Source organism: Nocardioides xinjiangensis, assembly GCF_017916385.1.
GTDB classification, from domain to species: domain Bacteria; phylum Actinomycetota; class Actinomycetes; order Propionibacteriales; family Nocardioidaceae; genus Nocardioides; species Nocardioides xinjiangensis.
Window position 1 is genome coordinate 2,709,483 of sequence record NZ_JAFMSW010000001.1, and the last position, 14,092, is coordinate 2,723,574.

Here is a 14,092-nt window from a genome sequence, read left to right on the forward strand (position 1 = left end):
GATCCCGGCCGGGTGCGCTCAGGCGTCGATGGTGGACATGTCGCCGTAGCGGTCGCCGGCGACCGCGTCGCGCGGGACCGCCCGCTCCAAGGCCGCGAGGTCGTCGCGGGTGAGCGCCACGGCGACAGCGCCGACGTTCTCCTCCAGGTAGGCCACCCGCTTGGTGCCGGGGATCGGGGCGACCCCCAGGCCGTCGTCGCCCTGCGCGAGCACCCACGCCAGCGCCAGCTGGCCGGGCGTGCAGCCCTTCTCCTCCGCCAGCCGGACGACCTCCCCCACGAGCGCGAGGTTGGCGTCGAGCGCGTCGCCGGAGAAGCGGGGGAAGCGGCCTGCGGCGCGAGAGTCGCCGGACTCCAGGGACTCCCGGGTCACGGCGCCGGTGAGGATCCCGCGGCCGAGGGGGGAGTAGGGGACCAGCCCGATCCCGAGCTCCCGCAGGACGGGCAGGATCGCGTCCTCGAGGTCGCGGGTGAAGAGCGAGTACTCCGACTGGAGCGCGGTGAGCGGGTGCACGGCGTGCGCGCGCCGGATCGTCTCGGCGCCCGCCTCCGACAGCCCGAGGTGGCGCACCTTCCCGGCCTCGACGAGCTCCGCCATGGCCCCGACCGTCTCCTCGATGGGGACCGTCTTGTCGACGCGGTGCTGGTAGTAGAGGTCGATGTGGTCGACGCCGAGCCGCTCGAGGGAGGCGTCGCAGGCCCTGCGGACGTACTCCGGGGTGCCGTTGATGCGCACCCACGAGCCGTCCGGGTTCCGCTCGTTGCCGAACTTGGTCGCGAGCTGGACCTCGTCGCGGCGGCCCGCGATGGCCCGGCCGACGAGGCGCTCGTTGGTGAACGGGCCGTACATGTCGGCGGTGTCGAGGAAGGTGACGCCGAGGTCGAGCGCGCGGTGGATGGTGTCGATCCCGGCCTGCTCGTCGGGGGTGCCGTAGAACTCCGACATCCCCATGCAGCCGAGTCCGAGCGTGCTGACCGTGAGCGGTGAGGTGGTGCCGAGGTCGCGCTGCCCGACGGGTGCGGTGGAGGAGGTGTTCGTCATGTCCCTCACCCTCCGACTTCGAGCGCGCTGCAGGTCAAGGCCCCGGCGCGCGGGCGGGCGGCAGGGGTCTCAGGAGGCGGGCGCCAGGTTCTCGTAGAGCGCGATCTTGTGGTCGATGGCACGCAGGTGGGAGGTGACCTCGGCCAGCTGCCTCTCGACCACCTCGCGGTGCGCCAGCAACAGCGCCAGCCGCTCGGACTCGTTGCCGTCGCCGTCGCGCACGAGGGCGGCGTAGCGGCGTACGTCCCGGATGGGCATCCCCGTGGCGCGGAGCCGGGTCACCATCTCGATCCAGCGGAGGTCGTCGTCGGTGTAGCGCCGGTGCCCCGAGGGCGCGCGCTCGACGGCGTGGAGGAGCAGCCCGTCACGCTCGTAGTAGCGCAGGGTGTGGGCGGTCAGCCCGGTCCTCTCGGCCGCCTCGGCGATGGTCAGGCTGGTCATCGCACCAGTCTCGGACTTGGAGTGCACTCCAGGTCAAGGCCCCCCGGCTCGCCCGGCGTCGCCGGCGCGAGTCGCCGCCCGGGCGCGAATCCCCCGCTTAAGCGGGGGATTGCGAACTTCCAGTGGCCTGCACGCCCCCGGAAGTTCGAACTCCCCCGCTTAAGCGGGGATTCTGGGGCTGGAGCAGCGGAGCGGAGGCGGCGGCGCGAGCGTCACGCGCCCAGGGCCGGGCGGTGGAAGCGGGCGGTGGCATAGGGGCCGCCGACGAACTCGGCCTCCGCCTCGTCGTGGGGGCCCGCCTGGACCCGGTCGGCGTACGCCTCGGCGTCGTCCTGCGGGTGGTAGCCCAGCCGGCGGCCGGGCTCGAGGTCCCACCAGGCGCGGGTGTTGGCGCTGATGCCGTAGAGCACGGCGTACCCGGGGGCGGGCGCGGTGGTTGCCGCGTCGACCATGCGTACGGCGTCGCCGGGGGAGAGCCACGTCGAGAGCGCGCGGACGGTGGTCGGCTCCTCGAGGAACGACCCGATGCGGCACGCCACGGCGTCGAGGCCGTGACGGTCGGCGAAGAGCCGCAGCAGCGCCTCCGCCGCGACCTTGGCGACCCCGTAGTACGTGTCGGGGCGCGGGGCGGCGTGCTCGGTCAGCTCGCCGTCGGCGCGCGGCGTGCGGCCGACGGCGTGGTTGGAGGAGGCGTAGACCATGCGCGGCACGTCGTGGGCCACCATGGCGTCGAGCAGCGCCGCCGTGGTGACCACGTGCGAGGTGAGCTCCTCGGGCAGGGAGCGCTCCTCCGGCACGCCCGCCAGGTGCACGACCGCGTCGAGCCGCTCGGCCGCGAGGACCGCGTCGACGGCGTCGGCGTCGGCGCAGTCGGCCTCGTGCCACGCGAACGTGGTGCCGTCGGGGGCCGGGACGAGGTCGAGGCCGACGACGTCGTGGCCGAGGGCGGCCAGTCCGGGAGTGACGACCCGGCCGATGCTCCCGGCGGCGCCGGTGACGAGGACGCGCACGCTCGCGTGCCTCAGATGCCCGCCACGACCCGGCTGAGCAGCCCGCCCATCCGGCTGGCGGCCGCGCGGCCCGCCTCGAGGACCTCCGCGTGGTCGAGCGGCTCTCCGCTCAGGCCGGCCGCGAGGTTGGTGACCAGGCTGATGCCGAGGACCTCCATGCCGGCCTCACGGGCCGCGATCGCCTCGAGCGTGGTGCTCATCCCCACCAGGTGGCCGCCCATGATGCCGGCCATCCGGACCTCGGCGGGGGTCTCGTAGTGCGGCCCGGGGAACTGGACGTAGACGCCCTCGTCGAGGGAGGGGTCGAGGTCCTTGCACATCGCTCGCAGGCGGGGGCTGTAGAGGTCGGTGAGGTCGACGAAGGTCGCGCCGACGATCGGGCTGGTGCCGGTGAGGTTGATGTGGTCGGAGATCAGCACCGGCTGGCCGGGCTGCCAGCCCTCCTTGAGCCCCCCGCAGCCGTTGGTGAGCACGATCGCCGAGCACCCGGCCGCGGCCGCGGTGCGGACCGGGTGGACGACGGCGGCGACGCCCTTGCCCTCGTAGTAGTGCGTGCGGGAGAGGAAGACCAGCAGGTTCTTCCCGCCGCTGCGGATGGAGCGGATCTTGCCGCTGTGCCCCGCGACGGCCGCCGCGCTGAAGCCGGGGAGGTCCGTGGTGTCGATCTCGGCGGTGGCCTCGCCCAGCGCGTCGACGGCGGGCAGCCAGCCGGAGCCGAGCACGAGCGCGATGTCGTGTCGCTCCACTCCGGTGAGGTCGGCGAGACGGGCGGCGGCGGATCCGGCGAGCTCGTAGGGGGTGGGGGCTGCTGCGGCGTGGGTCACGCGCGAACTCTAGACCGCCTCGGCCGGAGGTGCGGGGTCAGAGCCCGGTCGAGCGGCACGCGCGGCGGCGCAGCGCGGCGACGTAGTCCTCGGGCGCGCCGGCGGCCTCGGCGGCGTCGGCCAGCACGCCGAGGTAGGACGCCGAGGGCAGGCCGCCCTCGTAGGCGTCGAGAACGTAGGCCCACACGACCAGCGGACCGGTCATCGTCTGCACCCGCACCTTGGTCTTGCGGTACAGCCCGGTGTCGGCGGACTCCCAGCCGTCGAGCGCGCGCTCGTCCTCGGGCGTCACGTCGTAGACCGCCACGAAGACCTGCTCGAAGGGGTCCTGGACGATCGTGGAGAGCGCGCCGTCCCAGCCGTGCTCCTCGCCGCCGAACGTCAGCCGCCAGCCGGTGAGCCACCCGGTGGACTGGAGGATCGAGTGGGGGCAGCGCTCGCTCATGCGGGCGGGATCGAGGTTCGTCCCGTAGGCGGCGTAGAGCGTCACGGGCCACACGATATCGAGCCGCGACCTCGGGTGTCCGCCGTGCGAGGCCGACAACTAGGCTGGGCGCGTGACCGACACGCACTTCGACACCCTCGTCCTCGGCGCCGGCCCCGGTGGCTACGTCGCCGCGATCCGCGCAGCCCAGCTCGGCCAGAAGGTGGCCGTGGTGGAGGACAAGTACTGGGGAGGGGTCTGCCTCAACGTCGGCTGCATCCCGTCCAAGGCCCTGCTCAAGAACGCCGAGCTGGCGCACACGCTGCAGCACGAGAAGGCGAAGTACGGCATCGAGGGCGAGGTGTCGATGGCCTTCGGTGCCACCCACAAGCGCAGCCGTGACGTGAGCGCCGGCATCGTCAAGGGCGTGCACTTCCTCATGCGGAAGAACAAGATCACCGAGATCGACGGCTGGGGCACGCTCCAGGGCCGCAACGACATCGACGTGTCGGACAAGGACGGGCAGACGACCCGCTACACCTTCGACAACCTGATCATCGCCTCGGGCGCCACGGTGCGCCTGGTGCCGGGTGTCGAGCTCAGCGAGAACGTCGTCACCTACGAGGAGCAGATCCTCGACGACCAGCTCCCGGGCTCCATCATCATCGGCGGCTCCGGCGCTATCGGCGTCGAGTTCGCCTACGTGATGGCCAACTTCGGGGTCGACGTCACGATCGTGGAGTTCCTCGACCGGATGGTCCCGACCGAGGACGCCGACATCTCCAAGGAGCTGCTCAAGCACTACAAGAAGCTCGGCGTGAAGGTCATGACGGCCACGGCGGTCAAGGGCGTCGAGGACACCGGCTCGGGCGTCAGGGTCACCGTCGCCCCCGCGGCCGGCGGCGACGAGCAGGTGCTCGAGGCCGACAAGTTCCTCGCGGCGTTCGGCTTCGCCCCCCGCGTCACGGGCTTCGGCCTCGAGAACGTCGGCGTCACCGTCACCGAGCGCGGCGCGATCGAGATCGACGACTACTGCCGCACCAACGTCCCGGGCGTCTACGCCATCGGCGACTGCACCGGCAAGATGATGCTCGCCCACGTCGCCGAGGCCATGGGCATCGTCGCCGCCGAGACCATCAACGGCGCCGAGACCATGCCGGTGGACTACGACTTCGTGCCCCGCGCGACCTACTGCATGCCGCAGATCGGCTCCTTCGGCTACACCGAGGCGCAGGCCAGGGAGAAGGGCTACGACGTCAAGACCGCGACGTTCCCCTTCACCGCCAACGGCAAGGCGATGGGCCTCGGCGAGGCCGTGGGCTTCGTGAAGGTCGTCGCCGACGCCGAGCACAACGAGATCATCGGCACCCACATGATCGGCCCGGACGTCACCGAGCTGCTGCCGGTGATGACGCTGGCGCAGAAGTGGGACCTCACCGCCGACGAGGTCGCCCGCAACGTCTTCGCGCACCCGACGCTGGGCGAGGCCGTCAAGGAGGCCGTCCACGGCATCGCCGGCCACATGATCAACCTGTGATGACCGACCACATCGTCATCATCGGCGGCGGCCCCGGCGGCTACGAGGCGGCCCACGTGGCCGCGCAGCTCGGCGCCGAGGTCACCGTCGTGGACACCGACGGGGTGGGTGGTTCGGCCGTCCTCACCGACTGCGTGCCCAGCAAGACCCTCATCGCGACCTCGGAGCTGATGACCGAGATGGCCTCGGCACGCGAGCTCGGGGTCAACTTCCGCGACCACGAGGGCGACGCCGCCACCTCGATCGCGGTCGACCTGGGGCGCGTCAACGCGCGCGTGAAGCAGCTCGCGGCCGACCAGTCGACCGACATCGCGGCCCGGCTCGAGCGGGACGGCGTACGCATGGTGCGCGGTCGCGGCCGTCTCGGACCCGACCTGACCGTGGTGGCGACCACCGCCGACGGTGAGGAGACCCTGCGGGCCGACGCGATCATCGTGGCGACCGGCGCGGCGCCGCGCACGCTCCCCAGCGCCCAGCCCGACGGCGAGCGGATCCTCACCTGGGAGCAGGTCTACGACCTCACCGAGGTGCCGGAGAAGCTCATCGTCGTCGGCTCGGGTGTGACGGGCGCCGAGTTCGCCAGCGCCTACCTCTCGCTCGGCATCAACGTGACGCTCGTCAGCAGCCGAGACCGGGTGCTGCCCGGGGAGGACGCGGACGCGTCCGCGGTGCTGGAGGAGGTGCTCACCCGACGCGGCATGAACGTCCTGGGGCAGTCGCGGATGCAGTCGGTCACCCGTGACGGCGACACCGTCACGGTCACCCTGACCGACGGGCGCACCGTCTCGGGCAGCCACTGCATCCTCGCCCTCGGGTCGGTGCCCAACACCGCCGACCTCGGCCTCGAGGAGGCCGGCGTGGCGACCGGGGACGGCGGCTTCATCACCGTCGACCGCGTCTCGCGCACCTCCGCGCGCGGCATCTACGCCGCGGGCGACTGCACCGGCGTGCTGATGCTCGCCTCGGTGGCGGCGATGCAGGGCCGCATCGCGATGTGGCACTTCCTCGGCGACGCCGTGGCGCCGCTCGACCTCAAGAAGGTGTCCTCGAACGTCTTCACCTCCCCGGAGATCGCCACGGTCGGGTGGTCGCAGCAGGCCGTCGACGCCGGCGAGATCCACGCCGAGGTCGTCACCCTGCCCCTGGCCGGCAACGCCCGCGCCAAGATGCAGGGCGTGCGCGACGGCTTCGTGAAGCTGTTCTGCCGCCCCGGCACCGGCATCGTCGTCGGGGGTGTCGTGGTGGGACCGCGGGCCTCCGAGCTGATCCACCCGGTGTCGATCGCCGTGGCGGAGTCGCTGACGGCCGACCAGCTCGCCCAGGCGTTCACCGTCTACCCGTCGATGAGCGGGTCGGTCGCCGAGGCTGCCCGCCGCCTGCACCACGTCTGACGCGGCTCCCGCCGACTCGCATCTCCGGGCCCGGCCCGGGCTGGCACGCCGGGCACCACCAGGTACGCCGGTTGGCGGGGTCGCCCGGCACCTCGGCGCTCACGCTGACCGGGCCCCGGCAGCGGCGACAGCCCTGGCGCTGCCGCCCGGTGACCCAGTGGTCGTCGCCCCTGACCGGTGACCCGGTCGTGACCTGGTAGGCGCCCTCGACCGTGGCGGAGTGGCGCAGCATCGTCGCCGCCCGCTCGACCAGGCGCGCGACGTCGACCTCGCCGACCGGGGTCCACGGGCTGACGCCGGTGAGAAACGCGAGCTCGTTGGCCCACAGGTTGCCCAGCCCGGCCAGCGAGCGCTGGTCGAGCAGCGCGGTGACCAGCGGCGTCGCCGGCTCGCGGAGCAGCCGGCGCACGGCCTCCTCGGGGTCCCAGTCGTCGCGGAGCGGGTCGGGACCCAGGTGCCCGACCAGGTCGGCCTCACGGTCGGTGGGCACGAGCGCGAGGTCGTGGAGGCGGATGCCGTGCACGGTCCGGCCGTCGTCGAGCGCCAGGACGAGGCGGACGTGCGGCTGGACGCTGCCGGGCAGCCGCTTGCCGGGCGCGAGGGTCGACCACGAGCCGTCCATCCGCAGGTGGCTGTGCAGCGTGGCGGGCGGCGAGTCGCCGAGCGCGGAGAAGCGGGTCAGCAGGTGCTTGCCGTGGGTGTCGTGCCCGACCACCTCACGCCCGGACACGTCGCGGGTGGCCAGCGCCGGGGTGCGGAAGTCGGACCGCACGACCGTGCGCCCCACCAGCTGGCGGTCCAGCCGGCGCGCGAGCTTCCAGACGCTGTCTCCCTCGGGCACCCCTCCAGTGTCACAGGCGGGCCCGAACAGCCGTCCCGCGCGAGCGTCAGTCGCCCCCGCCCCCGCCTCCGCCGTCGCCGCCCCCTCCACCGTCACCGCCGCCGCCGCCGCCACCGTCACCGCCGCCGTACCAGCTGTAGTCGTGGCCGCCGATCATCCCGCCGCCCTCCCACGAGCCGGGGTCGCTCCACGCGGCGGCGAGCGGCAGCTGCGCGCCCGCCCCGCCGGGCGTGCCGGCGTACGCCATGGTGAGCCGCTCGGCCTGCATCCGGCCCTCCTGCACCAGCTCGGTGTACCAGCCGCCCGCCCAGGCGGCGTACGTCGGACCGGAGGCGAACCAGGCGACGCGGCGGTCTCCGAGCCGGACCAGGCGGACCTCGGGCTGCCCGCCGGCGGCGAGCCGCTCGGCGTCGCGGAAGCAGACCGGCACCTCGCGCGGCACCCCGCCGGGCGGCGCCCACGTGACGTCGCGGGTGGCCGGACCGTGGGCCGGGTCGAAGAAGCAGGGTGGCCGGCGCTCGGGCCGGGGCTTCCCGGCCTGCGCGGCCAGCACGCACGCGTGCGCGAAGCGCCCGTCGGCCAGCGTGCGGGTGACGGTGGTGACGTCGGCGGCGGCCTCCGCCCGGCGGAGCGCCGCCTTGGCGCCCTCGTAGGCGTCGAGCGCGCGCTGGTAGTCCGCGCGCATGTCGTCGTCGAGGTCGGTGCCGAGGGTCTCGAGGTGGAGCGCGGTGAGCTCCTCGCCGAACCGGGTGACGTCCTCGTCGGCCGCGCGGCGCACCTGGCGGAAGGCGTCGAGCTCGGCGAGCTCGCGCGCGTGCCTCTCCCTCCGGCGACGTCCCAGCACGCAGTCCATCCTGCCACCGTTCCCGCGGTCCGGACCCCCGCGCTGCGGACCACCTGTAGTCTCGGAGGTTCTTGTTCCGTCGTTCTCGGGGGAGAGCCACGCCCATGACCAGGACCCGCACGTTCCTCGCGCTCGCAGCCGGCGCCCTGCTGCTGCCGATGCTGCCCACGCCCGTCGCGAGCGCCGCCGAGCCGCGCAGCCGGGCCGAGACCTGGCCCGTCACCGGCAGCACCGCGATCACGGTGACCGGACACGGGTTCGGCCACGGGCGCGGGATGTCGCAGTACGGCGCCCTCGGCGCGGCCCAGCAGGGGCTCTCGTGGCGGCAGATCAACGAGTTCTACTACCCGGGCACGACCTGGGGCGCGGTGCGCGGCAAGCTCCGCGTGCTCATCACCGCCGACACCGGGCGCGACGTGCAGGTTGTCGCCGAGCGCGGGATCAAGGTCACGACGCTCGGCCGCAAGCGCACCTGGCGGCTGCCGCCCGTGGCGGCGCGCAAGTGGCGCCTCGTCGCGCGGGGCGACGACACCGCGGTCCAGTGGACCAAGGGCGGCGCCTGGCGCACGTGGCGGACCGTCCGGGGCGAGGCCGAGCTGACCGCCGCGGACGGCCGGCTCACCCTCGTCGTGCGCGGCGCGCGCCGGGAGTACCGCGGCGCCCTCCAGTCCGTGGCCGCGCGCAAGGGCGGCCGGCGGCAGACCGTCAACCGGGTCGGCATGGAGGCCTACCTGCGGGGCGTCGTGCCGCAGGAGGTGCCGGCGCTGTGGGAGCCGGCCGCGGTGAGCGCCCAGTCGGTCGCGGCGCGCACCTATGCGGCGTACGAGCGCGCGCACCCGGCCGCGGCGCACTACGACATCTGTGACACCACCCAGTGCCAGGTCTACGGCGGCGCCGACGTCGAGCACCCGGCGGCGACCGAGGCGATCCGGGCGACCGCCAAGCAGGGCCTGTTCCACGACGGCCGACCCGCGTTCACCCAGTTCTCCGCCAGCAACGGCGGCTTCTCGGCCGCCGGGTCCATGCCGTACCTCGTCGCGCAGCCCGACCCCTACGACGGCCTCGCGAACCCGAAGTACTCCACGTGGACGACCGTGATCGACGACACCCAGGTCGAGCGGCACTGGCCCGCGATCGGCGACCTGACGAGGATCGAGGTCATCTCGCGCGACGGCAACGGCGACTGGGGCGGTCGGGTCACCGACATGGCGTTCATCGGCACCACCGGCACGGCCCGCGTCGACGGCGACACCGTCCGCTCCTACTTCGGGCTCTACTCCGACTGGTTCACCTTCAGCGTGATGCCGCGGCAGAAGGGTCCGGTGCGGTAGTGCCGCTGCCCGGGGCCCGGCTCGCGGCCGCGCTGGCGGCACTCGTCCTCGCCGGCTCGGCCTGCCAGTCCGGCGGAGCCGCCGACGACGACGCCGGCCTGCCCGACCCGGTGGTCAACGCCGAGGTCGCCACGCCCGTCGACTACGTCGCGATGGGTGACTCGTTCTCGGCCGGGCCGTTCATCGGCACGATGCGCAGCGACCCCAGCGGCTGCGCGCGGTCGAAGGACAACTACCCGGCCTTCCTCGCCGACTGGCTCGACGTGGCCAGCTACACCGACGTCACGTGCTCGGCCGCCACGACGGCGGACCTGTACGACCGGATGACGATGTTCGACGGCAACGTGACCCGCCCGCAGCTCGACGCGGTGTCGGAGGAGACCGACCTGGTCACCCTCGGCATCGGCGGCAACGACTTCGGGATCTACGACTCCCTGATCCGGTGCCAGCGCGGGACGGCGGCGCAGTGCCCGGTCGCGCAGCTGCGCACCGATGCCGGCAAGGTGGCCGGCCGCGTCCGGCAGGCGGTGCGCCGCATCCGCGACGCCGCGCCCGGCGCGGAGGTCCTCGTCGTGGGCTATCCCGACATCCTGCCCACGGAGGGCACCTGCCCGGCCGTCGGCGTACCCGCCGAGGTGCTCGGTCCGGTGGCCGAGGTCGCGGGACTCCTCAACGACGCGCTGCAGCGCGGCGCGACCGCCGGGGGTGGGAAGTACGTCGACCTCGAGGCCGCCTCCGAGGGCCACGACGTGTGTGCCGGCGGCCGGGCGTGGGTCAACGGGCCCCGGCTCCGCGTCGGGGTCGCGGCGCCGTTCCACCCCACGATCACCGGCATGCGCGCTGTCGCGGTCGAGGTCTTCCGGCACGTGACCGGCGAGGACCCCGCCGAGGTGGGCGAGTACGCCGAGCCCGACCCCGACGTGGTCGTCCTCAACGAGGGCTGATCACCAGCACCAGGTCGCCGCCCTCGACGGCCTGCGTCGACGGCACCGCCAGCCGCGCGACCGTGCCTGCCACCGGCGCGGTGATGGAGGCCTCCATCTTCATCGCCTCGATGGTCGCCACCGTCTGCCCGGCCTCCACCTCGTCGCCCTCGGCGACCGCCACGGTCACCGCCCCGTCGTAGGGGGCGGCGACGTGGCCGCGGTCCCTCGGGTCGGCCTTCTCGGCCGAGGCGACCTCGGCGGAGATGCTGCGGTCGCGCACCTGCACGGGTCGCATCTGGCCGTCGACGGTGGCCATCACGTTGCGGAGGCCGCGCTCGTCGGGCTCGCTGATCGCCTCGAGACCGAAGAGCATCTCCCGGCCCTCGCGCACCTGCACGCGGTGCTCCTCGCCGCGGCGCAGGCCGTAGAGGTAGTCGATGGTGGAGACCGCCGAGAGGTCGCCGTAGGCCTCGCGCGACTCGCGGAAGGCGGCCGTGGGGCCCGGGAAGAGCAGCTCGTTGAGGGTGGCGCGGCGGTCGGAGGCCAGGCTCGCCTGCTGCTCCTCGGTGAGCTCCTCCGTCGGCTGCTTCCAGGTGCGGCCGGCGAGCGCCTTGGTGCGGAACGGCTCGGGCCAGCCGCCGGGCGGGTCGCCCAGCTCGCCGTTGAGGAAGCCGATCACCGAGTCCGGCACGTCGTACGACGCCGGGTCGGCCTCGAACTCCGCCGGGTCCGCGCCCGCGGCGACGAGCGCGAGGGCGAGGTCGCCGACGACCTTGGAGGAGGGCGTCACCTTGACGACGTTGCCGAGGATGTCGTTCGCCGCGGCGTACATGTCCTCGACCTGCTCGAACTTCTCGCCGAGGCCGAGCGCGATCGCCTGCTGGCGCAGGTTCGAGAGCTGCCCGCCGGGGATCTCGTGGCGGTAGACGCGGCCGGTCGGCGACGGCAGTCCGGACTCGAACGGCGCGTAGACGCGGCGCACGGCCTCCCAGTAGGGCTCCATCGCGTTGACCGCCGCGAGCGACAGGCCGGTCTCCCGCTCGGAGTGGTCGGTGGCCGAGACCAGCGCGGACAGCGCCGGCTGGGACGTCGTGCCCGCCATCGACGCGCACGCCGCGTCGACGGCGTCGACGCCCGACTCGATCGCGGCGACGAGCGTGGCGAGCTGCCCGCCCGGGGTGTCGTGGGTGTGGAGGTGGACCGGGAGGTCGAAGCGCTCGCGCAGCGCGGTGACCAGGGTGCGGGCCGCGGGGGCGCGCAGCAGGCCGGCCATGTCCTTGATCGCCAGCACGTGGGCGCCGGCCTCGACGATCTGGTCGGCCAGGCGCAGGTAGTAGTCGAGGGTGTAGAGCCGCTCGTCGGGCGAGGACAGGTCGCCGGTGTAGCAGAGCGCGACCTCGGCGACCGACGTGCCGGTGGCGCGGACGGCGTCGATGGCGGGCCGCATCTGCGAGACGTCGTTGAGGGCGTCGAAGATGCGGAAGACGTCAATGCCGGTCTCGGCCGCCTCCTGCACGAAGGCCTCGGTGACCTGGGTGGGGTACGGCGTGTAGCCGACGGTGTTGCGACCGCGCAGCAGCATCTGGAGGCCGACGTTGGGGATCGCCTCGCGCAGCGCGGCCAGCCGCTCCCACGGGTCCTCGGCCAGGAATCGGAGCGCGACGTCGTACGTCGCCCCGCCCCAGCACTCCACCGACCACAGCTGCGGCGTGGTGCGGGCGACGTGGTCGGCGACCGCGAGGAGGTCGCGGGTGCGCACGCGGGTGGCGAGCAGCGACTGGTGCGCGTCGCGGAACGTGGTGTCGGTGACCGCGACCCGGTCCTGCGCGCGCAGGCGGCGCGCGAACTCCTCGGGCCCGACGTCGCGCAGCAGCTGGCGGGTCCCGGGGGGCACCGGCTGGGAGCGGTCGAGCGGCGGCAGCTTGGTGGCGGGAGCGACGGAGACGGGCGCCGGGCCGTGCGGCTGGTTGACGGTGACGTCGGCGAGGTAGGCCAGCAGCTTCGTGGCGCGGTCGCCGCCGAGGTTCGCCTTGAGCAGGTTGGGGTGGTCCTCGATGAAGGAGGTGGTCACGCCGCCCGCGGCGAAGTCGGGGTCGGCGAGCACGGCCTGGAGGAAGCCGACGTTCGTCGAGACGCCGCGGATGCGGAACTCCAGCAGCGCGCGCCGCGCCTTCTGCACCGCGGCCTCGAAGGTGCGGCCGCGGCAGGTCAGCTTGGCGAGCATCGAGTCGAAGTGGGGGCTGATCTCGGCGCCGGTATAGGTCGTGCCGCCGTCGAGCCGCACGCCCGGGCCACCGGGGGAGCGGTAGGTGGTGATCTTCCCGGTGTCGGGCCGGAAGCCGTTGGCGGGGTCCTCGGTGGTGATGCGGCACTGCAGCGCGAAGCCGCGCGGCTCGACGGCGTCCTGGGTGAGGTCGAGGTCGGCCAGCGTGGCGCCGGCGGCGATGAGCATCTGCGACTGCACCAGGTCGACGGCGGTCACCTCCTCGGTGACGGTGTGCTCGACCTGGATGCGGGGGTTCATCTCGATGAAGACGTAGCGGCCGGCCGGGTCGAGCAGGAACTCGACCGTGCCGGCGTTCTTGTAGCCGATCTCCCGGGCGAAGCGGACGGCGTCGGCGCAGATCCGGTCGCGCAGCTCGGGGTCGAGGTTGGGTGCCGGCGCGATCTCGACGACCTTCTGGTGGCGCCGCTGGACCGAGCAGTCCCGCTCGTAGAGGTGGATCACGCCCTCGTCGGAGCCAGTGCCGTCGGAGAGGATCTGGACCTCGATGTGGCGGGGGTCGACGACGGCCTGCTCGATGAAGACCGTCGGGTCGCCGAAGGCGCCCTCAGCCTCGCGCATGCAGGTCTCGATGGCCTCGCGCAGGTCGGCGCGGTCCTCGACGCGGCGCATGCCGCGGCCACCGCCGCCCGCGACGGCCTTGACGAAGAGCGGCGCCTCGATCTGCTCCGCGGCGGCGAGGAGCTCCTCGACGTCGGTCGACGGCGGCACGGACTCCAGCACGGGTACGCCGGCCGCGCGGGCCGCCGCGATCGCGCGCGCCTTGTTGCCGGTCAGCGTGAGCACCTCGGCGCTCGGGCCGATGAAGGTGATGCCGGCGGCGGCGCACGCCTCGGCGAGCGCGGGGTTCTCGGACAGGAAGCCGTAGCCGGGGTAGATGGCGTCGGCGCCGCACTCCACGGCGACCGCCACGATCGCCTCGTGGTCGAGGTAGGCGCGGACCGGGTGACCCTCCTCGCCGATCTGGTAGGCCTCCTCGGCCTTCATCCGGTGCTCGGACCAGCGGTCCTCGTGGGGGAAGACGGCCACTGTGCGCGCACCGATCTCGCGTGCGGCACGGAAGGCCCGGACTGCGATCTCGCCACGGTTGGCGACGAGCACCTTGGAGAACATGGCCGAACGCTATCCATCGGCCGGTGTGACCAGGGTTACCGGTCCGTACTCCGGTCGGCGCGCTCCGTGGTCAACGAGCGAGCCC

The 14,092-nt window shown here is 73.5% G+C and carries 12 protein-coding genes; 4 read left to right on the forward strand and 8 right to left on the reverse strand.

The features are described 5' to 3' along the window. Positions 1–18: 18 nt before the first annotated feature. The 5 genes from J3P32_RS12770 to J3P32_RS12790 all read right to left on the reverse strand — a co-directional run bounded on the left by J3P32_RS12770 (position 19) and on the right by J3P32_RS12790 (position 3,806). Positions 19–1,041, reverse strand: coding sequence for an aldo/keto reductase (locus J3P32_RS12770; protein WP_210440170.1), 1,023 nt, complete (start codon positions 1,039–1,041; stop codon positions 19–21). 69 nt (positions 1,042–1,110) lie between these two features. Next, positions 1,111–1,482, reverse strand: coding sequence for a MerR family transcriptional regulator (locus J3P32_RS12775; RefSeq protein WP_210440171.1), 372 nt, complete (start codon positions 1,480–1,482; stop codon positions 1,111–1,113). A gap of 212 nt (positions 1,483–1,694) precedes the next feature. Continuing rightward, positions 1,695–2,492 carry an NAD-dependent epimerase/dehydratase family protein gene (locus tag J3P32_RS12780; protein ID WP_210440173.1) on the reverse strand — a complete coding sequence of 266 codons (798 nt, stop codon included), beginning with the start codon at positions 2,490–2,492 and terminating at the stop codon, positions 1,695–1,697. Positions 2,493–2,503: 11 nt separating this feature from the next. Beyond that, positions 2,504–3,316: a purine-nucleoside phosphorylase gene (locus J3P32_RS12785; RefSeq protein WP_210440174.1), complete on the reverse strand. Its 813-nt coding sequence runs from the start codon at positions 3,314–3,316 to the stop codon at positions 2,504–2,506. A gap of 37 nt (positions 3,317–3,353) precedes the next feature. Beyond that, positions 3,354–3,806: a gamma-glutamylcyclotransferase gene (locus tag J3P32_RS12790; protein ID WP_210440176.1), complete on the reverse strand. Its 453-nt coding sequence runs from the start codon at positions 3,804–3,806 to the stop codon at positions 3,354–3,356. A 67-nt stretch (positions 3,807–3,873) separates the two neighbouring features. Between J3P32_RS12790 and lpdA the strand changes: the two genes are divergently transcribed. Further along, positions 3,874–5,277 carry a dihydrolipoyl dehydrogenase gene (gene lpdA, locus J3P32_RS12795; protein ID WP_210440178.1) on the forward strand — a complete coding sequence of 468 codons (1,404 nt, stop codon included), beginning with the start codon at positions 3,874–3,876 and terminating at the stop codon, positions 5,275–5,277. Beyond that, positions 5,277–6,668, forward strand: a complete 1,392-nt coding sequence (locus tag J3P32_RS12800) for an NAD(P)H-quinone dehydrogenase (protein WP_210440180.1) — start codon at positions 5,277–5,279, stop codon at positions 6,666–6,668. The genes lpdA and J3P32_RS12800 overlap by 1 nt, the downstream gene beginning before the upstream one ends. On the opposite strand, the gene J3P32_RS12805 is transcribed toward J3P32_RS12800, so the two are convergent. Both J3P32_RS12805 and J3P32_RS12810 read right to left on the reverse strand, forming a co-directional pair. Next, positions 6,604–7,509, reverse strand: a complete 906-nt coding sequence (locus J3P32_RS12805; protein ID WP_210440182.1) for a DNA-formamidopyrimidine glycosylase family protein — start codon at positions 7,507–7,509, stop codon at positions 6,604–6,606. The two genes, J3P32_RS12800 and J3P32_RS12805, sit on opposite strands and share 65 nt — an antisense overlap. Positions 7,510–7,555: 46 nt before the next feature. Beyond that, complete coding sequence (locus J3P32_RS12810; protein WP_210440184.1) at positions 7,556–8,353, reverse strand: hypothetical protein; 798 nt, start codon at positions 8,351–8,353, stop codon at positions 7,556–7,558. Positions 8,354–8,457: 104 nt separating this feature from the next. Between J3P32_RS12810 and J3P32_RS12815 the strand changes: the two genes are divergently transcribed. Both J3P32_RS12815 and J3P32_RS12820 read left to right on the forward strand, forming a co-directional pair. After that, positions 8,458–9,684, forward strand: a complete 1,227-nt coding sequence (locus J3P32_RS12815; protein ID WP_210440186.1) for a SpoIID/LytB domain-containing protein — start codon at positions 8,458–8,460, stop codon at positions 9,682–9,684. After that, the gene (locus J3P32_RS12820; protein ID WP_210440189.1) at positions 9,684–10,628 is read left to right on the forward strand and encodes an SGNH/GDSL hydrolase family protein; all 945 of its coding nucleotides are present in this window, start codon (positions 9,684–9,686) and stop codon (positions 10,626–10,628) included. Before J3P32_RS12815 ends, J3P32_RS12820 begins: the two co-directional genes overlap by 1 nt. Here the strand turns inward: J3P32_RS12820 and J3P32_RS12825 are convergent. Then, a complete protein-coding gene (locus J3P32_RS12825) occupies positions 10,615–14,007 on the reverse strand; it encodes a pyruvate carboxylase (protein ID WP_210440191.1) in 3,393 nt (1,130 codons plus the stop codon). The genes J3P32_RS12820 and J3P32_RS12825 overlap by 14 nt on opposite strands. Between the last annotated feature and the right edge of the window lie 85 nt (positions 14,008–14,092).